Genomic DNA, 21332 nt, shown 5'->3' with positions numbered 1-21332 from the left:
CGCCGGAACAAGAGTTTGTGGGGACTCAGACTTGAGATCGTAGATTCGTGGGGAGTAGCATTTTCATGATCTAGGTTTGAGTTTTCCAATGTGATGCTATGTCTTGAATGGTTGTTTCTTGAATTAGTCAATAATTAACACAACAATTAACCATTGCAATCTTTCGTTTCTCATAAGATACATATAGTTTTTTCTAACAAACTATAGAAATATTCCAAGGTTCGATTATATTCTTTAGCATTTTCCCAATTTGCCTTAGTGACACAAACAGTTAAAAATTCCTTACGGTTTGCATATTGGGATGATTTCTCAATGACCGTGTCCAATAGCTCTTTGGTTACATCTTCTGTATGCTCACGTTGTGTTATTCGTTTAAATTGACGCAGTCCTCGCTCATCGTTCATGAAAATAGAGTTTTGAACATCGGGATCTATAGCCACTGCCGAAACCCATCCTTCAATTTCAGGTTGAACGGGTATAACTCTGCATTCTATGGCGTTCAGCCTTTTTGCCAAATCTTTTGTGAAATCGCTTAATTTTTTTTCGGAAGGCTTGGTCTTGAAGTCTGTATCTTTAATCCAAAAATACGAAATCCCTCTCTTATTCATTGAACTAATTCGTTCTTTCCACCGGGCCCAGGTTTTGTTGTTTGCATAACCCTCTAATATAAATGTCATAACGACATTTTGCTGGTTCGGATGTTGAAAAGATAATTCGTGAATTGGCTTGTCTTCTAAATCGTCGGTGAGATTTAGTGGTTGTCCTAAAAAGAATAAAAGTAACGATTTAATGACACAATAATCATCGCCACCTTCAAAGTAAATATTATGCTGTTGATACGTTGACTTCATTCACGGGGTCTCTCCTTGACTACAGTATCGATAAAATCATCGATGTAAAGATTAGCAATACCTAAGTCTTGCACCCAATCCCTTAATCGCTCATCGGTTGCGGGATGATTAATAACGGACCATTCATCATCTCGACGAATCCAATAGACCCGATCTACATTAACGTGCGCTAGAATCTCGGGAGATTGAGTGGTAAATATTACTTGACATTTTTGAGTTTTAACCACGTCTTGAATAATGGCCATCAAAGGTGCCAACAGAGAAGGATCGAGAAACCGTTCTGGTTCTTCCAGAATTAAACAAGCAGAACCAGTTGCTTGTACCAATGCGACTAATAAGATAATTCCACGAACCATTCCGGGAGAGAGAAATCGAGCAGGGAATGTATTGCCGTTTTGTTCTCTTAGACTCCACGTCCATCGTCCATCACCCAAATCCATAGGTTCAATACCCAGAATTCGAGGAAAGAGTGTGCGACAGTAGGTGTTCAGTTGTTCGATTTGATTCGGCTCCAAAGCCCGAATAACCTCGGCAAGATTATTTCCGTCTTCGGTCAAGGTTAATAGTCCGATTGGGTCAATGATTCTCTTAGCTTGATTAGGATCGGGATCAAAGAAAAAAACGTTGGCCGACAGCCAAAAATTCAATGGGGAGGTTTGAACGGATTGCAAAAGAGATATTTGGACGGGTCTATTGGATCCCCATTGATGGTTGATCCAGACGCGCTGATCGGTCGGGAAGAGCTTTGATAACAGTTTATCATGGGAAGACGTGCGTACTAGCGATTCGCTCAACACTTGAGCCGGTGCATCAGGATCGTTGCTCGATTGACTGACAATAATTCTAATAGGAGATGTATCTGCCGAATCTCGCGTCTGAACATTTTCCAGAGTAATAGTTTCTTCCCATACGTAATTGAGACTTACTCCATTATTATGAGTGTTATTGGGGTTTTTAATGGTCAGAGTATACGTTGCAGCATCCAAACTTGTGGTAGGATCTTGAGGAAAATGTAGAGGAGGGTCAAAATCTACACGAAAAGATACATTAACGGGGAACTGGGGTTGATTTCCCTCTAATCGTGCGAAATATTTTGCTCCTCCGACTGTTTGGATACCCGCGTCAATGCCAAACGTAGCTATGGTACGCAGGAATCGGATCGCTTCCAACAAATTGCTTTTACCTTCTCCATTACGCCCGATAAAGATGACAATTTCACTTAATTTCGTTTCAGTCTCTCTAAAACTCCGAAAATTTGTTAACTTGATCTCGGAAAGATACATTCTTGTCAAATCCTTACTTGAATTATTTTTCATTGATTTTATCACTTCCGAATGGTTTTTTATTGCCAGGAATTGATTCATCACAAAAAATATGTCTGCCATCCACCCTAATTACGTCTTTTTCGTGGGGGGAACTGAAAGAGCTACACGGCGCAAAGAGAAATGCCGAACTCATATTCCCCATTGCCCATCGCGCTATGACCCCATCTCTATCCGATGATGTTCTGAGATCGGTGCGCAACAAATCACGAGGCACTAGATCCCGATAGCGCTTCGTCCAACGCCGTTCGACCTTGCGCTATCGTCAGCGCCCCGGGCGGGGCCACGACGACTGTGCCCCGGGCATTCAGAAACGCCAGTGACGGGAATGCCGAGACGTGCCACGCCTGTTGGGTGGCGGTGGGAGCCACGTAGACATGAATAGCCGTCTTGGCCAATCCATACGTCTGCACATAGTGCTGCATGGTGGTCCTCATGCCTGCTACGGTGAGCGGGCCTCCCGCGCCATCGTGTCCGTGAAAGGGCGGCGTTGCGGGACCCGGATCGGCAATGCCCCCTTGGGGCGACACATCCACAATATCTACGACGACACCGGGCGTTCGGGCCAACACGGGGAGGACATATTTGTCCTCATACCCGCAAAAGAGGCACCACGACGCCATCGCCATGACGATAGTCGCGCGGGATCCCCGGGCGAGATGCGTCACGTGCCCCGTCAGCGTCTCGACCTGGCTGGTCGTGAAGGGGAAGGAGGTCCCGACGACAAAGGGATTCGAGGCCGTGGACGTTCCCGCGGCGTGCGAGGGCGGGGATGATGGGGCTGTTTTCACGGTTAGAGCACTACGCGGTTGCGCCGTGAGCACTCCCAGGGCCCAGCCCCCGAGAAACAGACTTCCCGCAACGACGGCGAGCAAGCCTCCGACCAGTTTGCGTGACACGGTTATGGACAAGCCTTATTCCCCCTTGGCGAATGTCCCCGACATGGCGGGGCTTCTTCTCATCGTTCTGGCGATTCCCGATTTTGGGCTGACGGAGCAAACTGATTCCATAAGCGGTGCCATGTATCACGCACCTGCTCTATCGACCGTTTGATAAGAGGTGCCACCTCTGCCAATGAAGAAAACTCCAAGCCCAGATCGAAGATCATGAGTTCTTCAGCAGATAATCGCTGCCGAAATGCTAAATATTTTGTCGTAAAATCAGGGATCACCTGGATAGTGGGGGGAACTTCTAACGCCGGACCGGCCCACGGTTCCCAGGTGAGACCTTGCCGTTGAAGAATGCGCGTTCCCACCCGATCAAGCACTTCCATGAAATCATTCAGTCCATGACGCCATTTGGTTTCAAGCGTGAGTTCCCCGAGGCAATCACTATAATGACATGCCCATCCCAACTTGGTGATTCTATGCTCAATACCCGCCACAGCCGGAACGTCTAAAAGCCCTAAGACCACCTCGTGCCATCGTTCAACCGTTCCATCGCGACACCCGCGAACCACCACATACGAGGGACTCCACGACCCGTCGGCTTGCGGATGACCTTGACACGATCCCGTCGTCATGATGCCCAGACTCCACAACCGGTCTATGATGGGCCACATCTCGTCATCTACTGGCTGTCCGCCTCCAGCCAGAGTACATTGTCGGATGTGCTGTGCACGCAACTCCCGTTGTTGGTTAACTAACTCGGTCCAAGTTTTTGACATTCAGTACCGCGTCCTCTGGCAGGAATTAGTATCAGCAAGACAGAGTGTTAATCAACGAATCCAAAACAAAGGAGGTAAAATATCATGATGTGTCCAGGTTGCAATGGCACTGGCAAGTGCAATACATGCGAGGGAACGGCCCACGTTTCAAACGGCGCGGGATACTACACCAACGGCAATGCAGGCGGCGACTGGTGTCCAAGGTGTTGGGACGGTCATCCCACCAGCACCGGAAGATGTACCGTTTGCAAAGGTTCGGGCGTCGCGCCGTTCTGATTCATCCCACAAGATTCCGAGGCCATGAATCCGTACTGGGATTCGTGGCCTCGGAGATGCCTCGAAAGGATCACCCCAGGTGGGCTGATCTTGACTCTCGCAATCTGGTCCTCGGGTACCGAATCCATCCCATCCACTTCGGGGAACGGTCAGCGGACGAGAGACCGTCCCAAGGTCCGGGTTGCGTGAGCCGGGGCGATTTGCCCGACCCTTGCCACCAGATCCGGCGCTGTCAGGGGGCTCATGGTGTAAAATCCGGCGCGGGCACAGGACAACTGTTGATGTTGTAGCTTTCATTGGCGACCCAGTAGGGCGCGCCGTCTTTCACGGTCTGCGTAACGGTGTTGACGACTTGGCCCTGGGCGTTGACCGTCTGATACGTGTTGATCGTTTCGTTTTGCCATTCTTGGGAGACCACGCCCCACATGGGCCCCGGCAACACTTGCCCGGTCGCTTGTTCATTTTGCATGGCATCCCACAACGCGGGCGCACTCGTCAATTGCCCGGAAAACACCGCTCCCGGACTCAACTGCGGCTCCGTGCCCATCGCCACCGTGTTCGGCGTCGGCGGCGTGATCGCCGTCCCGGCCGTCTCCCCGGGCGCCAGCACAAAATGCGGCCCGTTTTGGACCGTGGTCAAAGCCGGGCGCGGTTCACAGCCGTTGAAATAGTACGGCGTGAGCGGTACCGCCGTGTTTTGCGAGGCGATTAACCGGGTGTGATTTCCACCAGGCGATTTGTTTCCGCCGGGCGGATTGTTTCCCGGGGGTCCACCGGCAGGTGGCGATGTCGAAGTCGGACAATAGCCAAAAGGCCCGGTCGAACCCGGTTGCTCAAAGCCAAAATGCCCCGGCGTTACCGTTGTGGTATCTTTGGTGAATTCGCATCCTTGGGGCCCGGCGGACACGCGCGTCCATCCTATGCGAGGAGACGGCGGATCAAATATCGGATCAGGCAGTTCGAGCGCCCCCCCCTGGTGTGACGGATTCGGCGTCGTACAATAGTGAAAAAACGGTTGCAAATACACGTTTGACGAACCACACCCGGTTACACTCCCACCCGCCCCCGTGTGCGTTTGAATCGGCGACACCGAAATCGGATGATAGTGGGGCGGATGGATCATGGGAAAGCGAATAATCGGCACTCGTTGCCAGTACGCGGCCGCAGGAGACGACAGAATCCCGCCCAGAAAACCGACACTGACGATGCCTAACACGAAAGCCATTCTCCGCCTACTCGGTTTGAGCATGACGATCCCTCCTGTGTACCCGACCTAGTGGGCTCGGGATGGCACGGTGTATTCCCATTGATACTGCGGCGTCCCGAATTGTTCCGTGACCACAAACCACCGCCCGGCGTGATGATTCCCGGGCATAAAGGCCAACAAGGCTTGCGTCACGGGGACGCTGACGTGATTGATTAACACCACGGTTTTATGATGCGCTGTGTATTTTTGAGATCGGACAAACGTGACCGTCATAGGATGATCCAAGAGCATAGTCCACGTCGGAGCAGGAAGACCGGTCGGTAACGTGATGTCTTCTCCTGACCAATCCGGTTCTTGAATCAGTGAACTCTGGGCCACTTGCGCAGGCACGGGGCTCATCGTGCCCCACGCATCATAGGTGTATTCCCGAAGGGCCGCGACGCCGTTGCTCGCGCGATATGACCCGCCAATGGTCTGAGCGAGCGCGGCCGCTAACGGTCGTGATTCCCCTGGCCACCGCGCGGGCCCCAATCCGGTCGTCATCAGAGCCGCCGGATCGTTGCCCACCGCATCCAAAGCATAGGCGGCCGCGGTGGTAAAGGCTTGTTGATACACCGAGAACGCCATATGGGGAAACAATCCCGCCTGAATGAGCGGCGTATACGTCGCATGGACAAAATGAGACAAACCTTGGATAGTTCCGTCAGTGGGAAACGCTTGATGAATGCCGGCTGCAGTCAGAGACGCGGGCAGAATTGGACCGCCATACCGCTGATGCAACACGCCGTTTAGCGCGGTGAGCGTAAAGGTACCAGCGCCTGGTCCCGTCAGTAGCACGCCGGGATTACTTGCCCGATGGGTAGCAAGCATTTGATCCATTTGCCAAGTGTTGTATTGCTGAATGTATTGCGCCGGATCCGTAAGAGCTAACCGATGAGACGGACGAGGCGTGGCGGGCACGGGAACCAAATCGTTGACGGCGGTAGACTTGACGGTCTGAGATGTCGGCGAATGGGATTCGTGCGTCGGACCGCACGCGGTGACAACACCCGCCAGGAGCATTGTCCCCACGGCACGACCCACCTTGAATCGAAACATAATCAAATCACCTCACGATTGACGTTATGATGTAGACGACACAGAGGAACCGCAGTTAGTTTTGATCCCGACATGGCCGAATCCCTTCGCCCACTATCGCCGCCGTCTGAATCTCGATCAAAAAGGCGGCAATTGACCCCCAATGTTGCCTAATTGCGGCCATCAACTCGCGGAGTGGTTCTTGCGCGCTACTCCACCGCTCCGGGGGATGGTCCAGAATCAGTCCCGCTTGCCATAAGGCACAGAGCAGAGCCCGAATGCTGCCGTAAGCGCGCACCGTGGCCATTAAGGCTTTGAGATCATCCCCGGGATGAGACCAGTATGCAGAACGCATGATCAATCCTTCTTTCTACTGTGAGTGTTGTCCCATCCGCATGGTGCGGTGGGGACTCCGTCTTGGCGAACGAGGAATCGACTAGGGAGCGGCAGGCCACGATTTGGCCCGCCGTAGGAGGGACTCCACATCCTCGGGCGCCAATCCGTACAAAAACGCGGTGAAGGGATCATCCGGATCGAGATCCGAGAGTACCGTCCACTGGCTTGCCGTGGCGTCCCATCCCTGAACCATGGCCGTGCGCAAAATCGGAAAAACGTGGACAATCCGAATACGGCTGATAGGATCCTGTTGACCAATGATGTTATGGAGTACGAGATCGGTTCGCGGAGGCAGATCGGTCCAGCGATTATCGGGCCACCGGTAGGCATCTAACTGACCGCCAGCGTGTCGAATCAGGAGCGTCGCGAATGGCATGGCACACAATGCATCCCACGGCGTCGCACCCTCACGCATCAACGCCTGCAGCATGGCGGTCGATAATCCGTAGCAACAGCGCGTGAGATCATCCGTGCGGGGACTGCGGTGCCATTCACCACCCCAACCGGGGGCATACACGGCCGCGACCGTCTCCGATCCTCCAACCACGAGCAATCGCAACGCATCCGCGTGAGACCAGTCCGGATGCCAATGCATGGTCGCCGTGGCCATGGCGCCATCCACCGACCACGCGGGGATCGCGGGATCGACAAACACCGTGACCAATCCGGTATGATCGGGCTTTTCTTCGACGGCAAGCACCGTCCACAACATCATCACGGAAGGAAGCCTCCTGCCCAGGAGTTATCCGACACGTGCGGCACATAGCGCGTGGCCATTTGCACGGCATCCACGGCCCCGGTGGCGGTATCCCAGTCCGATTCGGACGCGGCACGGCCCCGGGCGGCGAGGCACGCATCCAAGGCAGCGTCCAGATACGTGGACCAGGCTTCGTCGGATGACAGCGTGGCGCGATGGCGGTTTAACCCCCAATATCTAGACAATGGTCCTGTTCGCATGATATTTCACTTGATATCGATGTTATGGTGAAAAATGCCAATCCAGTCAGGGGACATTCCTCCGCTTCGCTCGCCGCGTCGAGGATACCGCCCGGCGGGCCGGCCGTCCAGAGTACGCGAGGCCGCTGCTCCGCAGCGCTCTGGACCCCCTCGGCCCCCGGGCAAAAACCCGCGGTCAAGAGCGAAGCGACGAGCCCGTCTCGGGCTGGCTCCTTAACACCGCACCGGGTGAATTGGTGGTGCGGTGCCCGTTTGGCACTGTGCATAGTACACGGCGGGAGCCCAATCGTGCAAACTCCCATGCATGCGGCGTTCATTGTAAAAACGGATCCACTCGGCAGTCACTGTATACGCCTCTGCCAAAGTCTGAAAGACCTGATTCCGCCAACATTCTCCTTCGAGCAGACTGTGCCAGGATTCGATGTGGGCATTCTTGTTAGGAGTCGCCACCGGAATGCGTTCATGAGTTATCCCTAAGACCTGACACCCTATGGCCCACCGCTGAGCCACAAATTGGGGCCCGTTGTCGGTGCGAATCACCGGAACGTGGTTACCCCAGTCGGCTTGGCGAGCTCGCACGGCGCCTTCCAAGGCGCCTAAGGCTTGAACAGCGATACAGTGAGATCCGAGATGATACGCCAGAATGCATCGATCAAAGACATCGATGACACTGCAGAGATAAAAAAACCGATCTTCTCCCGCAATGTATCCGTATTTCAAATCCATTTCCCAGAGTTGATTGGGGCCCGTCACCATCCGATTGGCGGCCAGAACACGGGGCGGTCGGTTTCCGGAGGGCCGCAAGGGTTGTCCTTGTAAGAGATCGGCGGATCGCAAGAGACGATAGACCGTCTTTTTGTTGATGATCAATCCGTGTTCTCGTCGGAGCCATGTCGTCAACTTCCGATATCCATAAGCCTGACCGTCTCCCGCGATGATAAACTCGCTGAGCCATTCCAGGACCTGCCCTTCCGCCACTTTGGTGTCGTTTGCCGTCCACACATAGCCCCGCCGGGGTCGACCTCCCCCGCGTTTCGGCGTCCAGGACGCCGGACGCTGTCTTCGAGCGCGCCATGCGTAATACGTGGCCCGGGCCACTCCCGCCAACTGACAAACGCGGGTAGGCGGGTATCCCTGCTGGATCCACCGATGGGCTACTTCACATCGGTCAGAGAGGCCCGGGGGGCTTTTTTTAGGAGATCATGCAATATCGCAATCTCTAAATCTTTCTCCCCTAATAATTGTTTCAACTGGTGATTTTCCGTAGTGGCTTGCTGTAAAGCTTTCTTTAAGGCACGCGCTTCTTCGGGTGTCCCGTGTTTCGTGGCCGTTTGCACCCATTTTTGTACGAGACGAACCGATAACCCATGCCGGCGGGCGACAGCCGCCGCATTCCGGATGTCCAGCGCTTCTTGGATGCACTGGGCTTTCAATTCTGGGGTGATTGTTTTCGACTCTCCCATGGGGTTCACATCCTTTCATGATGAAAATGATGTCAGAATTTTCCGCAGCGATAACTGTATGGGATCGTATCGCTTTGCGTAGGAGATGTCTAGAAGCATTTGGGGGCTTAATAGATGGGCCATGAGCTGCGCCCACTGGGATCGAAAGCCGTGCATGAAGGCGGCTTGCGCCACCGGATCCGCCGCGTAGGTGGTCGCCCGTGCTATGGCCAACTGATCGCTATCGACGAGAGATCTCTGCGTCACATACCATCCCTCCGTTGGTGCACAATCTGCACGTATCCCTGCTCACCACAACATGCTCCGCACCGCATTCCATCGGCCAACGGAGCCGAAGCGCCGCATGTGGTACAGTAGCGGGGACGGGGTGGGGGCAAGGGCACCCGACGTTGATTAAAACGCACACAGAGGCCACAAATCGGATCCCCCACAACCTGGGTCCCATCGGTTAACGGCCGCCCGCATTGAATGCAAAACTGCGTGATCATGCCCATGTCCCTCCTGTTTGTCTTCGACCGGTTCACGAACCGTCAATCCACGTCCGCACGACATCCGGCGTTAGAGCATACAAGCTCGCCGATATCGGATCAGACGATGCATCATCGGGCGCCAAGCACCAGGCTCCCACCGGAGGATCCCAGTGATACACCGCGACCACGCGGTCGTGCGCATTGGCGACCACGATGCGGGCCGTTCCATCATGAGGCAGTGCCGGACAGTGTTCCAAGGCCCTGAGCACGGCCTCACTCGGAATACAGAGTTCCGACACCGGATTATGACACTGTACGGTGATGTTCGCGGACGGTTCATGCGGAGAACCCGAAACCGTTAAGCCCACGACCCGCCACATAGTACCGCCTCCTTGGGATAGCCTCGGCACTTCGCCTCAATTCTGGGAAATCACAATACCCCCTTCACGGAAAGGGGGCCGCGACACACCATCTCCGGCTAAAATTGAGTCCCGAGACTCACAAAAATCCCCCCTCAAGGGAGGGGGGATGCCGGTTTTTTGCGGTTTTTGACACTTTGTCGATCAAGACGGGAATCCAAAATAGAAAAAACGGATCATAACAGAAGATTTGTGTATAGTATACGTCGCCGGTGCGCGCCGTGTCAATCCTGAACGGAATCGTTCGGGACGACCCCAGTGCCCGGATGCTGGGCTACCCACCACGCGGCCACTTGGGCGGCATAGGCCGTGTATGCTGGATCATCGGTCTCAGCCCATACGCCCACATATGGGATCGCCGGATCGGCCTCGGATCGTCCGGGAATCACGACCGTGACGATCCGACAATCCCGCGGGGGCTGTCCACCAACAAATAGGCGGCCGGGCCCCCGGCGTTCAGGCCGGGGAGGAAGCCGGCTCGTCTTTTGTCAGATTGCGCAGCTTTTGGCTATACTGCCAACCGTCTTGGCGTGCGCGTTTTTCGGAACACGGCATCAAGGGTTTTTGGTGACGATCCAGCACAAACACCATGGAGAATCCTGCCTTTCTTTCAGTCCTTCCGTAGAAGGCCCCTTACGGGGCTGGTAACGCCCTCGTGCGAGGGTCTCTCCTCGCCCATGTTCAAAACGCTTGTCTTGCCCGCAGCACGGCTCGCACTACCCCGAGCTGGCGTTTAACTACGGACGACAGAGCCTGGAGCTGGAGAAGCACTCCAAGGTGTCGTGACGTTTCGAACGGAGCCGCTCGCTCCCGAGATCCCGGCGGCTAGGGCTGGTCAACCGTTGTCGGAGACGGAAGCTGATGGAAACGAGCTTCGGGCTTCAGACCGGGGTGGTTGACAACATCGGCATGACTATCCCTCCTGAGATAGATCAGGGACGTTATTGCACATAATCCGGTGGCAACGTCGTATCCCATCGCAACGGAATACCGGGATTGCGGCGGGTGATCTGATCCCAATACTGATCTTCGGGCACGGGATCCGATGACCAATAGGGATCAAACACCTCCTGTCCCCACACAAAGACGGCATGATACACATACGGCACCCAGTGGCCCCGTTCCCAAATCACAAACCATTGCGGGGGCGATCCCGCATGAATGAAGCGTCGTTGCCCCGTGGGGCTGACGGTGAGAAAGCGATCCACAATCTCCGTACAGTCCAATGACGGATGTAACGGATGCGCCGCAATCTCCCGACAGAGCTGGAGCGCGCGATCCCGATCCGTCATACCTGAATGCCTTCGGCTTGTAAACGGGCGATCACCGTCGCCGCCGCCGTCCGATAGGTCTGCGCTTCCGGATCAGACCCCATAGGATTCCAGGGATAACGCGGCAGATCCCAGACCGTTTGTAAAAACGGACCGACGTTTTCCATCCAGTCTAACCGAGACGCTTGTTGTCGAATCCATTGGCCCAACGGATGCACTTGCTCCTCGGGCGTGAAGCGGCCGACCACGGCGTTCATTTTCTGGGCTAGCGGAATCGTCGGATCCACGTCCACAGCTAACAATTTCGCGGCAATGCGGCGTTCGACCGGATCCATTACGGCGTCACCTCCTCGGACGCCGGCAACGGCCAGGCCAGCAGTTTATGCGTGTCGAGACTCTTGCGGACAAAAGCCCGCACAGCGGGCGTCGCCCATTGCTCCCAGAGCGTGGCTCGCACGGCGTCACGGTTGGCCTCCGTGATGCCGAGGGCGGCCTCGATAAAGGCAAAAAACTCCGACGACCGCCCGCCTAACCAGGCGTATTGCGCATACGCGCCCGTTTGCCGATCCGCCGCCGAGAGCACATATTGCACCGGATCTTCGGCGTACATCCGGTATTTGTTGCCGTCCCAACTCGCCAGATAAATTTCATGCGCGAGCCAGAGCTTTTCGTAAATTGAACGATAATCGCTCTCCATAACCTGCGATCCTCCTCTTGTGAACTTACACGCCGTCTAGTGTATCACAAAGACGGGACTCGTTTCCGTGACCAATTGCCCCTGAGGCCCAAGAAGCTGGACGATAATGCGATCCCGCGTGTTTTGCAAAGCCATCGGAATGACAAACGTTTCTGCCCCGCTCGCATTGGTACCCCAATACGTCGTGGCATAGGACCCGCCGGGATTGCCATAATCCCACAGCGCAATGCTCCAAATTTGCCACGTGTAATAGTGCGCAAAGGAATAGCTGACCGCAATCGTCTCGCTCGCCGCGGCCTGCGTCAAACCGTGAAAACTCAGCGGCACGGGGCTGGTGTCGTGAGCCGGAGCCGACGGAGCCATGAGGGACCAGTGTCCGATTAGCGTTGCGGACGGGGAAACGGCCGAGGATGCTGCTGACGAGACTGGGGACGGGGGAGACGTCGTCCCTGTCGAAGATCGCACGACAATCGCCGGAGATCCCGAGGGAACGCCGGGACCGCACCCGCTCACGCCGGCCATGAGCAGTCCCCCCAATCCGATCAACCGCATCCTGTGACGCCCCGTCATTGGGATAATTCCTCCTGCCACAATCTGCGCGCGTCTCCGGGAATGCGGACCCGTCGTTCGCGAAACACGGCCATCAAGTGATCCATGTCGGCCCCGTCATCAGGATGCTGCAGTTCGAGAAGGTAGGCGACAAAGTCCGTGCGGGATACGAACACCAAATGCGTTTCCTCATCATCCATGTAGACCTGCCAGTCTTCCCACGGCCAGAGCGCCGTAAATGGGCGACCTTGGTAGCGCAGGGTGTCGGGAAATACCATAAACACACCTCCGGATTCTGATCCGAACTCTATGCCTCTGATTGTACGATCAAATTTGCCGGATTACACGAAAACTGGATGGAACCTCTGATTGGGATCATTCCTCATATCCTCCCACGATGAATCCCTTTTTATCGACAGCATTCTGAATTGCCTGCCGGGTCATAGATGAACATGATATACTGTGCATCACAAGAAGAATCAAAGGGGAAACACTAGATATGGAGGCACCTATCGACAGCGTTTGGATTGATGACGAGATTCTATTAGATTGCGCGCAACAAGGAATTTGGCGACACAATCAGTTTGTCCCACTAACAGCCCGAGCGTATCGCTTTTTATTATATTTCGTTCATCATCCTCGCCAGATTATCCCGATACCTCAGTTACTTCACATCGGTTGGCCGGATGAAGTGCGCACCCCTCGGGATCTTTATGGTCATATCTATCGGTTGCGTCGGGTTATTGAATCCGATCCTCGGCATCCCCGCTTATTAGTCACGCGCCGGGATGCGGGCTACTTATGGACAGCCATTCCCCATAACCAAATGGACTCCCGCCGAGTCTCACAGATAATCTCAACCTAATCTGCATCACGTTTGCAAACAAGGATCAGATTCGCGCGTTAACGTAAAGGGAGATCATAATTCTCATGTAGGAGGTCATCCCAATGCCGACACGCTTGCATCTCTTTCCGATTACGCAGAACGCTTTGAATCATTTGATGTTAAATCCGGTGACTCAGGCCGAAATCATTCAGCGCATTCAGCACTATGCGCCGAGTAGTCAGGGAGATTGGGATCATGCGACCTATTTCGCCCTCGGCACCCAAGCTAAAGTAACGGCGTATGTGCAAAGCATCCCTCTCTTAAATTTAGCCTCCGGCAGTGCTTATACCCGCATTGTGAACGCGGACGACTGGACCATTCGTCAAGCTCTGGCTATCTGCGGTGTGCCGGAACCGTCAGGCAATCTGCGTGCTATTGTGATCAATGATCAAGATCAGCAGTCTGTGGTGCTTGACCAACGTATGAACACGCCGCCACACAATGTTTCATCGGATCTTAGTGAAGCGACAAATCCGTTAAGCTGTGTGAATAATTGTCTCAATGCGTTAGGCATCCCGTCGTGGCTTATTGGTGTTGCGGGGGCGGTTTGTGCCGTCGTTTGTGCAGCCACAGATCTCATTGCGTGCCCCGAATGCCTCTATGGAGTTTTGGGAGGTTATGCAGGGGAATTATCGTTTTGCTTGGGCGCTTGCGGTCTTTAAGGTTCGTCCCATCCTCTTCGCCTCACCCAGACTTGTGATGACTAGGATCGGCGGGCGGGATAAAACGATAAAACGAACGCAATCACCGTGAGAATCACAGCGATGATCCATCCTCTCAGAGGCCAAAAACCTGGCAACAGGCGAGAGCTTACCAGAATCAGCGCAGATAACAACATTAAAACCACGGTGCTTTTCCGGGCTAACGACAATGCGTTCCACCGTGTCCGAACTCGACGCATAACTGATTCTCCTTTTGAACCGTCTATTGCGTATTTGTTTATCAGTATACGCACACCCGATGCGCTTGACAACATTCCCCATCCCTCCTATTGCGAGGTGACAAACCATGCTATCGTGGGGCACACTGGGAACAACTGCGGGGGCCGTTCTCCTTGTGCACATAGTGTTATACTTGACCAAACAATTTTGGCCTCAACGCTCTCGCCCATTGATCGCCTTGGTAACTGCCGAAGGTCTCGTATGGGCTTATGGTCTAGGGAGTACCACGTGGTCGTGGGTACATACGGTGTTGTGGAGTGCCAACGGCTTGGTGATCGCTGCGATAGCTTTAGGAGCTACGCCGCATAGCCGCTTGTTCCCACTCCAAAAAATGCATCCCACAGACAAATTCCGGCGCTAAGTCACACTGCCCGGCTTCTCCCGGGGCGTGCTAAAACCGTTCCTGCCATTCTGTGATCGACCCGTCCGAGTAATTTCATCGGGCTTATCCGGTTGCTTTACCGGATAAGCCCATATTGGACAGCGGTCAAGGTTTCCTTGCACGGTAATCGGCCTATCCTCGGTGAGGAGCGAATACTGACGTATAGCATCACACCTTTTGGAGGACGACTTCCACGTCAGGAGCAGGAGGGATCATTCTATCTCGGCCTCAATCAAGGGAATCCTGTCAGGTCTCACAGATTGCTTAGTCCACCACCAGACACGACCATCAGTGGCTGGAACGATCCACGATCCTGACTCGGTACAGATGATAAGAAGTGGCAGAGGATCACCCAAAATTCCTTCTCTGTGAAGTTGTGGATCTTGGGGGTCCCACGGCATTGCTTCTAGCCATTTTTGGTTCTGATTGTCCCAACGGAATACCCTAACAGGATGTTCCGGCCACGCGGCGGCGAGAATCTCATTATACGATTGACTCATGTTTGTCGTCTCCTTTTTTACCACCCCGCATTGTTTTCCCACAACTGATGGGTAAGTTCACCGGAAGACTGCTTGCCAAACCAGTCTCGCCCAATGCCGAAAAACTCTTCCAACGAATGAACTTCCTTGGACTCGGGATGTTCCTGTTTCCGTGTGGGGAGTTGGTTTTGTTGATCGGTGTAGCGAATGGAGGTGCCCTTTTCTCGGTGATAGGTGATGCGGTTCTCCAGAGCCTGGTTGTAGAGCTTTTGTTCCTGTTCTTTGGTAGGTTTTAAGCGAAAGCACAACACGCCAACGATTTCGTTTTTCTTGGTTTTCGCTGTGCGTTTTAATGGTCTCAATCGAGGCTCCTCCTGTCGTGAGCAAGCAGAAACTGCGTGACCAGAAATACTCTTTCCAAAGCGATTGTCGTATGAGCGGGAATTCTTTTCCTCTTGAGATTATATCCCGGTCCTGGCACTTCGATCATCACTCGTTTAACCTCCTGCGTGTATCCTACTATCCTCCGTCAACGGTCCCGTCTTCCCTTCGCTTAGAGGCGGAGAGCCGCTGGCTTTCGCCTATCACATCGAAGGCTGATGGATCAAAACGGGTTCCAAGAGAGTTCGACACAAAGGGTTTGAGTAACGGGGTCAACCACGTCCCACCTTGGTAACGGGCCTGCGCTTCGGCAATTACCCGATAGACGGCCCCGGAATCCTGACCCAAGACCCATGCAACATAATCTCCCACGTTTGTACTCCATCTTAGCCCATACCGAGCACGGAGCCACAAGGCTTTAGCTACATTGCGATATGGTGTTGGATTCTGTAACAGCAGAGACTCTTCCAACACGATGGTCAGATGTCGATCACGGAATCCCTGAACTACGGCGTCAATCCATCCTTGACGAGTCTCTGCATGCAAAATGCCGCTATCCACATTAAAGACAACCGACAAAGGAAAACAGTCCGGTTTGGGCTTGAGGGCTCCGATCCGCATAGCCCACGTATCGGCCAAGGGCCAGATGTCAAGCGTCCCTGCTACTCCGCGAATTTTGATGCCGCCCAACGAGTTGGGACTACCTCTCTCGCGCAAAGCGACTGGAACACGGGGAGTATTTATGACCACGTCCCAATCTCGGGGGCTCTGACCCGCGATGCGATCTCGAATTGCCCCTCCAACCAGATAAACCGATGCACAATCAACGAACGGGCAAACCATCTTTAGTACCGGGGACAATGTTAAATCGTCAAATAAGACTGCTGTGTTCATAAAGCCCCCCGATTGATTGTTGGCGCAACGGCATAATTGTTCGCCTTGCCACTCGGGAATTACCGAATCCTTTTCTCGGCGGGAGACGCCAATTTCTTTGCATCTGCGAGCTGCCGTGTCATATGCCACCAATCGACACAGGCTTGAGCCAGCGCGGGTGCATCCTGATCCGCCCACGCTTGAATCATCGTGTGATGGGCCACCAGCCACGCCCGATACGCCTCCCAATGATCCTGCTCGACGGTCGCCCACCACGCGGACGACCGATGGCCGAGGGTAGCATCGACGCGCTGTTCCGTCTGTGTGATGCACAGCCGGGCAATCTCGACATCCCACGGCCCCGCGTCCCACGGAACGCGAACCCAACGGCGGGCCTGGGATAGAGTTTCCTGTGTCGTGGGTATCATGTCATTACCTCCACAGATCAGCGTAACAACGGAAAGGATTCACCAATTGGAATTGCTGACGGATACCTTGCGCCACCAAGATCATCAGATCGAAATTGTTGTTGCAGAAAGGGCGTGGATGGCTCTTGTACTAGGAAAGAGAGATCACGAAAGACATTGATACCTATCTAGCGGCTCTGACAGAGCCGATTCGCCAAGATGAACTCTCCCGCCACCTGGCTACGCCGAGGGGGGATCTGGGATCGCTCCCGGAAGTTCCTGGTTCATCGACCATTGCGCGGGATCCTCTGACGCCCCGTGTCTTATCCGATCATCCCCAGACGTGACTTCGGACCGTTCCGATCCTAGTTTGCGAAAAATTTTTGTCGGTTTGTGGGTCTTGGTTTGCGCCTAAGAAGGGGAATGCGCGGGGTGATGTTCAATGACGGGCAGGGCGTTTATCTCCGCGAGCCCCCGGCACTATGAGACACCCCGTCTCGGCCAATCACCCGCAAGTGCCGCATGCGTCGGGACCGCCAGGGACGGCGGGATCGCCGCCATTCCGCGGCCGTCGCCCATCCTGCCCAGAGCGTCAGTCCGGTTTGCATGCCAAGAACAAAGAATCCCACGGAGACGTGGGACTCAGCACTATAAAGACTCCACGCCGTCAGCCATCCCAGACCAATCATGATGGCCCGCACGATCCATTCGGGGCGAATCATGGCCGGGACCTCCGGCCCCGTCGGGACCGCCGAGGTGCCCCCGTATCGGGCTCAGTGGGCATCCTCAGCACGTCATCCAAGGCCGGTGGCGTATCCCCGTATTGTTGCAACCACCACAAGCGCCAATGCACAAGACAATAGGCCGTCGTCACCGTCCCGTCCAACGTGGTCCGTTGGATCACGGCCGGATGCCGCCGACACCAACACCAGGCATGAGCGGCATCCGGCCGCATCCACCGAAAGTCATCCAGGGGGTTCGAGGGAGAAATCATGAGCGATGCCTCCTGTCATGTTAGTCGCCGACTACTAAGCAGGGCGTCCCAAATGTTTGCGTAATCTGCTGACACGCGGCCACCAGGGCCGCCTTGGGCGTCGCATAGCCCGTGCCTACCCACGCGGTTTGCACTAATTCCCAGATCCAGGCGGAATGATGCCGTGTAATGCGAATCGTCACCGTCGCCCCTTGTGGCGTGATGGGTAAATCCGGAAAGATCACGCCGTCTGCGGATTCGGCCTGGGGCATAGCCCGACCCCAGGCGGTTTCGACCGTCCATGGCCATTCTGTGGGTATCATGTTACGATCCCTCCTGGAGAGAAGCGGCGCACAACGGATGCCATGCTTCCGGCATTCCGTTGCCACCACGCTTAATTTCGCCCATGCTGTTTGATGCGATACGATCTGGTATCAGCGATCTTCCCCGCACCCGTGAGATCCTATGGCGTGATATCGACCCTCACCGTACCCAGTGACATCGTGAGGGCCAACACACCCTGTGACGCCAATTGAACCGGGGCCGACATGACCTGACGCAAGGTCTCTAATCGCTGACGAGGCCGTTAGAGGCGTTTTCCACACGGGGACCGCAAGAAAATCGCCAATAATTCCGTCAGATCGCCGTAGTCCGTCGCCGGATCCAACGTAAGACCATACAACGCGCCAGAGGGTCCGCGAAACACCACGCGGGTCCCGACGGCATTGGCCCACACTCCCAACCCCTCGATGTCGCCGAGATACCGCAGATCCGGCGGCATTCGATCCAATGGCGTGCACGGAATCATGCTGAGGCTCCTGGCGGCGTGGGGCGATGCCAGAACCGCCGCACAACCTTCATCACCCATGCCACAGGCAGCATGAGCAGACCTACCGGAATCATGATAATCGCGACCAGAACGCTGAGCCACGCGATCCGGGTCACCGCGAGGGCCCCGTTGTCAGCATCAGAATGGGACGACTTGAGACGTTTCATAACGTAGTCCTCCTTCTAGGATAATAAGGCAGGGTCTTCCTCCGTTGTGGGAGTGCCCCGCAAAAAGCCCGACCCGTTCTAGGGGCCAGGCCACGATTCGTACCGACTTTGTGCTTCATCGCCGTGAAACAGACCTTCCACGATGGAACGGGAAGTGGACGTTGCCCACCCAGAGAAACCGGAGAAGGGACGTCCCCTAATATCCGACACGCCAATACGTGCCGAGAACTCGGGACGTCGCGGGCGGAATGGGATCATACACCGTGCCACACCGCCGACACCAGATTCCCGCATGCGGGGCGTCCCGGAGCAAGGGGATCTCGTCGGGTTGCACCACGACGAGATAGGCTGCAGATCGGGCGTGACACTGGGGACAGGGCACTACGTCATTGGGCATCGCCCTCCACCTGCTATAAAGTCGGTGCTCGATTGTGATCACCGGCTTCTTCCTGCCCCGAAGCCGAGAGCAAGCTCTCGGGTATCGCTTCGTGTCTGACAGGCGTGACTTTCCCGCCGATGTCGGCCGTTTCCGGCATCGTCGCGGCCATTACTGGCCGCGTCGCCACAGGTAGGGCAGTTCGGGTTGCCAGCCCTTTCAGATTGGTCGCCGCGTTGACATCACGGTCATGCGTAAGGCCACACGATGGGCATGTCCACGTGCGATCTTTTAAGGTGAGGTCCGTCTTGAGATAACCACATCTGGGTGTCGAGCAGAGTTTACTACTGGGAAACCAACGGTCGGCTTCCACTAAACACGTGCCATACCGTCGAGCTTTGTACTTGAGCAGGGAGAAGAATCGTCCGAACCCCTGATCGGCGACAGCTCGAGCTAACCGATGATTCGCCAACATGCCTTGCACCGATAATGTCTCGATCCCTATCGCTTGGTTTTCGCGACAGAGCTGGGTCGAGGTTTTATGCAAGAAATCTTGGCGAATGTGGGTGATCCGCAGGTGGGTTCGGGCTACCGAGAGTTTAGCTTGGTCCCAATTCCGGCTCCGCGGCAACCGAATGCCTTTCGGGAGGGGATCCTGCGGCGCGAAGCCCATTGAGACTTTGGCGGCTTGTATTTTCCGGGTGAGACGCCGTTGCCGGATTTTCAAGCGGCGCAAAGCCCGCCGATGGGCTTGAGGTCCGGTCATCTTCTCTCCCGTAGACAGCGTGGCAAACGTCTTGACGCCCACATCCACGCCTTCAATACCATGCCCCGTACGGGTCCGGTAATAGATGGAATCCGGCACGGACACGTGCACCGCGAAAAACCATTGATCCGCTTCCCGGACCACGCGGGCGCCCAGAATTTTGCCCGGGAATCGCAGCGATTCCCGCAAGCGCACCCAGCCGATTTTCGGTAGTTTCACGCGGCGTCCGGCGATCTGAAATTTATCGTTCGGCGGAACCCGTTCCGCTAGAAAATACGCAAGAATACCGATGCCCACGGCAAATCCCCACGGATGATGTTGTTGCCACGCTTTCCACCGGGGGCCCGACGATGATGAAAGAGCCATTGTGATGACCTCCTTGAGCATTTTATTGGAATATGTTTCATGTGGCGTCCATGACCGTCTCGCATCTTATGGGCGCCACGGACCGGGGATCACGTTGTTCAACCGCTCCAGATCGGACGACGCCGGGGGATCCGGAGCGGGGGCATAGACCCCGTCCGCCACCTCGGGATGCCCCGTGGCCGTGGCGAGTTCCCGCAACGCTTGCACAATTTGCGCGTCATTCCAGGTCTCCCAATCAGGGGGCAGCCGCCCGGCCAATTCCGCTTTGCGCACGGCCCGGCGAAACGCCACGGATTGCTCTCGATCCCAGGCGGCTGTCTGCGCGACAACATCCCACACCCCGGTGACACAGGCCCCGATGCCACTAATCAATGCTAACCATTCAAGGAGATCCATACGTTCTGCTCCTTTCGCGGCCCGCGAGACAATCGGACGGGCGGATTCACCACGGTCAACGTCTGCAACCGTGATCGTGCGGTTTGAATATCGTGATCACAAGTCGCCGGCGTCACCACATGCACATGCTCCGCCCACAGATCGATCCAACTCACAAACGTACGCCACGGCGTCACGCCATCCACAATCTCCAGCACCACGCCCTCGGACGTGAGGGCCTGAATGCGGGCGTGGCGTTGCTCCGGACTCCGCCCAGGATTGGTCCACCGCCACGTCAACGGAGCCTCCCGTTCACACCACGGCGCCAGCACGTGGCGCAAATGTTGGGCAATGCGTTCCCGTGTGGTCATCGGGCGCGTCTCGGGGATCCGCATACGGAGAATTTCGGCATCCCATTGTTGTCCATCCCACACAGCCATTTCCTGGTCTCCTTTCTCAAAACGCCGGGTTCCATTCCGATTCCGGCGTAACAAAGTCATTCGGAAGACT

At 55.3% G+C, this 21332-nt stretch carries 35 protein-coding genes and 1 pseudogene; 3 read left to right on the top strand and 33 right to left on the bottom strand.

All coding sequences use genetic code 11. The annotated features are described in order from the left end of the window. Window positions 1-170: 170 nt before the first annotated feature. The 18 genes from B8987_RS01345 to B8987_RS01255 form a co-directional block, all read right to left on the bottom strand. On the bottom strand, window positions 171-851 hold the full coding sequence (locus B8987_RS01345; protein ID WP_084660779.1) for a hypothetical protein: 681 nt from the start codon (window positions 849-851) through the stop codon (window positions 171-173). Beyond that, window positions 848-2236, bottom strand: coding sequence for an AAA family ATPase (locus B8987_RS01340; RefSeq protein ID WP_084660778.1), 1389 nt, complete (start codon window positions 2234-2236; stop codon window positions 848-850). Before B8987_RS01340 ends, B8987_RS01345 begins: the two co-directional genes overlap by 4 nt. 143 nt (window positions 2237-2379) lie before the next feature. Further along, on the bottom strand, window positions 2380-3084 hold the full coding sequence (locus tag B8987_RS01335; RefSeq protein WP_084660777.1) for a hypothetical protein: 705 nt from the start codon (window positions 3082-3084) through the stop codon (window positions 2380-2382). 47 nt (window positions 3085-3131) lie between these two features. Continuing rightward, window positions 3132-3839, bottom strand: a complete 708-nt coding sequence (locus tag B8987_RS01330; protein WP_084660776.1) for a hypothetical protein — start codon at window positions 3837-3839, stop codon at window positions 3132-3134. 517 nt (window positions 3840-4356) lie between these two features. Further along, a complete protein-coding gene (locus B8987_RS01325; protein ID WP_139793447.1) occupies window positions 4357-5364 on the bottom strand; it encodes a hypothetical protein in 1008 nt (335 codons plus the stop codon). 24 nt (window positions 5365-5388) lie between these two features. After that, a complete protein-coding gene (locus tag B8987_RS01320) occupies window positions 5389-6420 on the bottom strand; it encodes a hypothetical protein (RefSeq protein ID WP_084660774.1) in 1032 nt (343 codons plus the stop codon). 55 nt (window positions 6421-6475) lie between these two features. Further along, window positions 6476-6754, bottom strand: coding sequence for a hypothetical protein (locus tag B8987_RS01315; protein ID WP_084660773.1), 279 nt, complete (start codon window positions 6752-6754; stop codon window positions 6476-6478). Window positions 6755-6835: 81 nt separating this feature from the next. Further along, window positions 6836-7513, bottom strand: a complete 678-nt coding sequence (locus B8987_RS01310) for a hypothetical protein (RefSeq protein ID WP_084660772.1) — start codon at window positions 7511-7513, stop codon at window positions 6836-6838. A gap of 452 nt (window positions 7514-7965) precedes the next feature. After that, the gene (locus tag B8987_RS01300) at window positions 7966-8850 is read right to left on the bottom strand and encodes an IS3 family transposase (RefSeq protein ID WP_242940607.1); all 885 of its coding nucleotides are present in this window, start codon (window positions 8848-8850) and stop codon (window positions 7966-7968) included. Between the two features lie 56 nt (window positions 8851-8906). After that, window positions 8907-9215 (bottom strand): transposase, encoded by a 309-nt coding sequence (locus B8987_RS01295; RefSeq protein ID WP_076005813.1) that lies wholly within the window; start codon window positions 9213-9215, stop codon window positions 8907-8909. 15 nt (window positions 9216-9230) lie between these two features. After that, window positions 9231-9461, bottom strand: coding sequence for a hypothetical protein (locus B8987_RS19825; RefSeq protein WP_084660769.1), 231 nt, complete (start codon window positions 9459-9461; stop codon window positions 9231-9233). A gap of 274 nt (window positions 9462-9735) precedes the next feature. Further along, window positions 9736-10065, bottom strand: a complete 330-nt coding sequence (locus B8987_RS01280) for a hypothetical protein (protein WP_084660767.1) — start codon at window positions 10063-10065, stop codon at window positions 9736-9738. 263 nt (window positions 10066-10328) lie between these two features. After that, complete coding sequence (locus B8987_RS19550) at window positions 10329-10493, bottom strand: hypothetical protein (protein WP_176213128.1); 165 nt, start codon at window positions 10491-10493, stop codon at window positions 10329-10331. A 552-nt stretch (window positions 10494-11045) separates the two neighbouring features. Next, window positions 11046-11396, bottom strand: a complete 351-nt coding sequence (locus tag B8987_RS01275) for a hypothetical protein (RefSeq protein WP_084660766.1) — start codon at window positions 11394-11396, stop codon at window positions 11046-11048. Further along, window positions 11393-11710 (bottom strand): hypothetical protein, encoded by a 318-nt coding sequence (locus tag B8987_RS01270; protein WP_084660765.1) that lies wholly within the window; start codon window positions 11708-11710, stop codon window positions 11393-11395. The genes B8987_RS01275 and B8987_RS01270 overlap by 4 nt, the downstream gene beginning before the upstream one ends. Continuing rightward, complete coding sequence (locus B8987_RS01265) at window positions 11710-12072, bottom strand: hypothetical protein (protein WP_084660764.1); 363 nt, start codon at window positions 12070-12072, stop codon at window positions 11710-11712. The genes B8987_RS01270 and B8987_RS01265 overlap by 1 nt, the downstream gene beginning before the upstream one ends. A gap of 36 nt (window positions 12073-12108) precedes the next feature. Then, window positions 12109-12642, bottom strand: a complete 534-nt coding sequence (locus tag B8987_RS01260) for a hypothetical protein (RefSeq protein WP_084660763.1) — start codon at window positions 12640-12642, stop codon at window positions 12109-12111. After that, entirely contained in the window at window positions 12639-12899 is a 261-nt protein-coding gene (locus B8987_RS01255) for a hypothetical protein (protein WP_084660762.1), read from the bottom strand. Before B8987_RS01255 ends, B8987_RS01260 begins: the two co-directional genes overlap by 4 nt. Window positions 12900-13120: 221 nt before the next feature. Here B8987_RS01255 and B8987_RS01250 point away from each other — a divergent pair, with 221 nt between their 5' ends. After that, window positions 13121-13486: a winged helix-turn-helix domain-containing protein gene (locus tag B8987_RS01250; RefSeq protein ID WP_084660761.1), complete on the top strand. Its 366-nt coding sequence runs from the start codon at window positions 13121-13123 to the stop codon at window positions 13484-13486. An 83-nt stretch (window positions 13487-13569) separates the two neighbouring features. Then, the gene (locus B8987_RS01245; RefSeq protein WP_084660760.1) at window positions 13570-14169 is read left to right on the top strand and encodes a hypothetical protein; all 600 of its coding nucleotides are present in this window, start codon (window positions 13570-13572) and stop codon (window positions 14167-14169) included. A 41-nt stretch (window positions 14170-14210) separates the two neighbouring features. Here the strand turns inward: B8987_RS01245 and B8987_RS01240 are convergent, their stop codons facing one another. After that, window positions 14211-14408 carry a hypothetical protein gene (locus B8987_RS01240; RefSeq protein ID WP_084660759.1) on the bottom strand — a complete coding sequence of 66 codons (198 nt, stop codon included), beginning with the start codon at window positions 14406-14408 and terminating at the stop codon, window positions 14211-14213. 107 nt (window positions 14409-14515) lie between these two features. Here B8987_RS01240 and B8987_RS01235 point away from each other — a divergent pair, with 107 nt between their 5' ends. After that, entirely contained in the window at window positions 14516-14809 is a 294-nt protein-coding gene (locus B8987_RS01235) for a hypothetical protein (RefSeq protein ID WP_084660758.1), read from the top strand. 233 nt (window positions 14810-15042) lie between these two features. Here the strand turns inward: B8987_RS01235 and B8987_RS01230 are convergent, their stop codons facing one another. From B8987_RS01230 to B8987_RS01170, 14 genes and pseudogenes are all read right to left on the bottom strand, one after another. Next, a complete protein-coding gene (locus B8987_RS01230; RefSeq protein WP_084660757.1) occupies window positions 15043-15330 on the bottom strand; it encodes a hypothetical protein in 288 nt (95 codons plus the stop codon). A 17-nt stretch (window positions 15331-15347) separates the two neighbouring features. Beyond that, window positions 15348-15671: a hypothetical protein gene (locus tag B8987_RS01225; RefSeq protein ID WP_139793445.1), complete on the bottom strand. Its 324-nt coding sequence runs from the start codon at window positions 15669-15671 to the stop codon at window positions 15348-15350. Beyond that, window positions 15631-15759: pseudogene (locus B8987_RS19260) on the bottom strand (transposase); the annotation flags it as partial. The gene B8987_RS01225 and the pseudogene B8987_RS19260, both read right to left, overlap by 41 nt. Before the next feature lie 69 nt (window positions 15760-15828). Continuing rightward, window positions 15829-16584: a nucleotidyltransferase family protein gene (locus tag B8987_RS01220; protein WP_084660755.1), complete on the bottom strand. Its 756-nt coding sequence runs from the start codon at window positions 16582-16584 to the stop codon at window positions 15829-15831. A 59-nt stretch (window positions 16585-16643) separates the two neighbouring features. Further along, entirely contained in the window at window positions 16644-16991 is a 348-nt protein-coding gene (locus B8987_RS01215) for a hypothetical protein (protein WP_084660754.1), read from the bottom strand. Between the two features lie 437 nt (window positions 16992-17428). Continuing rightward, the gene (locus B8987_RS01210; protein ID WP_084660753.1) at window positions 17429-17692 is read right to left on the bottom strand and encodes a hypothetical protein; all 264 of its coding nucleotides are present in this window, start codon (window positions 17690-17692) and stop codon (window positions 17429-17431) included. Further along, entirely contained in the window at window positions 17689-17964 is a 276-nt protein-coding gene (locus tag B8987_RS01205; RefSeq protein WP_084660752.1) for a hypothetical protein, read from the bottom strand. Before B8987_RS01205 ends, B8987_RS01210 begins: the two co-directional genes overlap by 4 nt. A 20-nt stretch (window positions 17965-17984) precedes the next feature. Further along, on the bottom strand, window positions 17985-18266 hold the full coding sequence (locus B8987_RS01200; protein WP_084660751.1) for a hypothetical protein: 282 nt from the start codon (window positions 18264-18266) through the stop codon (window positions 17985-17987). A 263-nt stretch (window positions 18267-18529) separates the two neighbouring features. Then, window positions 18530-18751, bottom strand: a complete 222-nt coding sequence (locus tag B8987_RS01195) for a hypothetical protein (protein ID WP_084660750.1) — start codon at window positions 18749-18751, stop codon at window positions 18530-18532. Then, entirely contained in the window at window positions 18748-18939 is a 192-nt protein-coding gene (locus B8987_RS01190; RefSeq protein WP_084660749.1) for a hypothetical protein, read from the bottom strand. Before B8987_RS01190 ends, B8987_RS01195 begins: the two co-directional genes overlap by 4 nt. A gap of 196 nt (window positions 18940-19135) precedes the next feature. After that, window positions 19136-19336 carry a hypothetical protein gene (locus tag B8987_RS01185; RefSeq protein WP_084660748.1) on the bottom strand — a complete coding sequence of 67 codons (201 nt, stop codon included), beginning with the start codon at window positions 19334-19336 and terminating at the stop codon, window positions 19136-19138. A gap of 13 nt (window positions 19337-19349) precedes the next feature. Beyond that, complete coding sequence (locus tag B8987_RS01180) at window positions 19350-20447, bottom strand: RNA-guided endonuclease InsQ/TnpB family protein (RefSeq protein ID WP_084660747.1); 1098 nt, start codon at window positions 20445-20447, stop codon at window positions 19350-19352. Window positions 20448-20513: 66 nt separating this feature from the next. Next, window positions 20514-20843: a hypothetical protein gene (locus B8987_RS01175; protein ID WP_084660746.1), complete on the bottom strand. Its 330-nt coding sequence runs from the start codon at window positions 20841-20843 to the stop codon at window positions 20514-20516. Continuing rightward, entirely contained in the window at window positions 20822-21262 is a 441-nt protein-coding gene (locus B8987_RS01170) for a hypothetical protein (protein WP_139793443.1), read from the bottom strand. The genes B8987_RS01175 and B8987_RS01170 overlap by 22 nt, the downstream gene beginning before the upstream one ends. Between the last annotated feature and the right edge of the window lie 70 nt (window positions 21263-21332).

It is taken from the genome of Sulfobacillus thermosulfidooxidans DSM 9293 (assembly GCF_900176145.1).
Lineage (GTDB): Bacteria > Bacillota > Sulfobacillia > Sulfobacillales > Sulfobacillaceae > Sulfobacillus > Sulfobacillus thermosulfidooxidans.
Note: the sequence above shows the minus strand (reverse complement) of the source record. Positions and strands in the feature narration are given on the sequence as shown.

What these genes read in the sequence shown, in the direction of transcription:
- B8987_RS01345 (WP_084660779.1), bottom strand. Translation starts at nt 851, where the DNA reads ATGAAGTCAACGTATCAACAGCATAATATTTACTTTGAAGGTGGCGAT.
- B8987_RS01340 (WP_084660778.1), bottom strand. Translation starts at nt 2,236, where the DNA reads ATGGCAGACATATTTTTTGTGATGAATCAATTCCTGGCAATAAAAAAC.
- B8987_RS01330 (WP_084660776.1), bottom strand. Translation starts at nt 3,839, where the DNA reads ATGTCAAAAACTTGGACCGAGTTAGTTAACCAACAACGGGAGTTGCGT.
- B8987_RS01325 (WP_139793447.1), bottom strand. Translation starts at nt 5,364, where the DNA reads ATGCTCAAACCGAGTAGGCGGAGAATGGCTTTCGTGTTAGGCATCGTC.
- B8987_RS01320 (WP_084660774.1), bottom strand. Translation starts at nt 6,420, where the DNA reads ATGTTTCGATTCAAGGTGGGTCGTGCCGTGGGGACAATGCTCCTGGCG.
- B8987_RS01315 (WP_084660773.1), bottom strand. Translation starts at nt 6,754, where the DNA reads ATGCGTTCTGCATACTGGTCTCATCCCGGGGATGATCTCAAAGCCTTA.
- B8987_RS01295 (WP_076005813.1), bottom strand. Translation starts at nt 9,215, where the DNA reads ATGGGAGAGTCGAAAACAATCACCCCAGAATTGAAAGCCCAGTGCATC.
- B8987_RS01280 (WP_084660767.1), bottom strand. Translation starts at nt 10,065, where the DNA reads ATGTGGCGGGTCGTGGGCTTAACGGTTTCGGGTTCTCCGCATGAACCG.
- B8987_RS01275 (WP_084660766.1), bottom strand. Translation starts at nt 11,396, where the DNA reads ATGACGGATCGGGATCGCGCGCTCCAGCTCTGTCGGGAGATTGCGGCG.
- B8987_RS01270 (WP_084660765.1), bottom strand. Translation starts at nt 11,710, where the DNA reads ATGGATCCGGTCGAACGCCGCATTGCCGCGAAATTGTTAGCTGTGGAC.
- B8987_RS01265 (WP_084660764.1), bottom strand. Translation starts at nt 12,072, where the DNA reads ATGGAGAGCGATTATCGTTCAATTTACGAAAAGCTCTGGCTCGCGCAT.
- B8987_RS01260 (WP_084660763.1), bottom strand. Translation starts at nt 12,642, where the DNA reads ATGACGGGGCGTCACAGGATGCGGTTGATCGGATTGGGGGGACTGCTC.
- B8987_RS01255 (WP_084660762.1), bottom strand. Translation starts at nt 12,899, where the DNA reads ATGGTATTTCCCGACACCCTGCGCTACCAAGGTCGCCCATTTACGGCG.
- B8987_RS01250 (WP_084660761.1), top strand. Translation starts at nt 13,121, where the DNA reads ATGGAGGCACCTATCGACAGCGTTTGGATTGATGACGAGATTCTATTA.
- B8987_RS01245 (WP_084660760.1), top strand. Translation starts at nt 13,570, where the DNA reads ATGCCGACACGCTTGCATCTCTTTCCGATTACGCAGAACGCTTTGAAT.
- B8987_RS01240 (WP_084660759.1), bottom strand. Translation starts at nt 14,408, where the DNA reads ATGCGTCGAGTTCGGACACGGTGGAACGCATTGTCGTTAGCCCGGAAA.
- B8987_RS01235 (WP_084660758.1), top strand. Translation starts at nt 14,516, where the DNA reads ATGCTATCGTGGGGCACACTGGGAACAACTGCGGGGGCCGTTCTCCTT.
- B8987_RS01230 (WP_084660757.1), bottom strand. Translation starts at nt 15,330, where the DNA reads ATGAGTCAATCGTATAATGAGATTCTCGCCGCCGCGTGGCCGGAACAT.
- B8987_RS01220 (WP_084660755.1), bottom strand. Translation starts at nt 16,584, where the DNA reads ATGAACACAGCAGTCTTATTTGACGATTTAACATTGTCCCCGGTACTA.
- B8987_RS01215 (WP_084660754.1), bottom strand. Translation starts at nt 16,991, where the DNA reads ATGATACCCACGACACAGGAAACTCTATCCCAGGCCCGCCGTTGGGTT.
- B8987_RS01210 (WP_084660753.1), bottom strand. Translation starts at nt 17,692, where the DNA reads ATGATTCGCCCCGAATGGATCGTGCGGGCCATCATGATTGGTCTGGGA.
- B8987_RS01205 (WP_084660752.1), bottom strand. Translation starts at nt 17,964, where the DNA reads ATGATTTCTCCCTCGAACCCCCTGGATGACTTTCGGTGGATGCGGCCG.
- B8987_RS01200 (WP_084660751.1), bottom strand. Translation starts at nt 18,266, where the DNA reads ATGATACCCACAGAATGGCCATGGACGGTCGAAACCGCCTGGGGTCGG.
- B8987_RS01195 (WP_084660750.1), bottom strand. Translation starts at nt 18,751, where the DNA reads ATGATTCCGTGCACGCCATTGGATCGAATGCCGCCGGATCTGCGGTAT.
- B8987_RS01190 (WP_084660749.1), bottom strand. Translation starts at nt 18,939, where the DNA reads ATGAAACGTCTCAAGTCGTCCCATTCTGATGCTGACAACGGGGCCCTC.
- B8987_RS01185 (WP_084660748.1), bottom strand. Translation starts at nt 19,336, where the DNA reads ATGCCCAATGACGTAGTGCCCTGTCCCCAGTGTCACGCCCGATCTGCA.
- B8987_RS01180 (WP_084660747.1), bottom strand. Translation starts at nt 20,447, where the DNA reads ATGGCTCTTTCATCATCGTCGGGCCCCCGGTGGAAAGCGTGGCAACAA.
- B8987_RS01175 (WP_084660746.1), bottom strand. Translation starts at nt 20,843, where the DNA reads ATGGATCTCCTTGAATGGTTAGCATTGATTAGTGGCATCGGGGCCTGT.
- B8987_RS01170 (WP_139793443.1), bottom strand. Translation starts at nt 21,262, where the DNA reads ATGGCTGTGTGGGATGGACAACAATGGGATGCCGAAATTCTCCGTATG.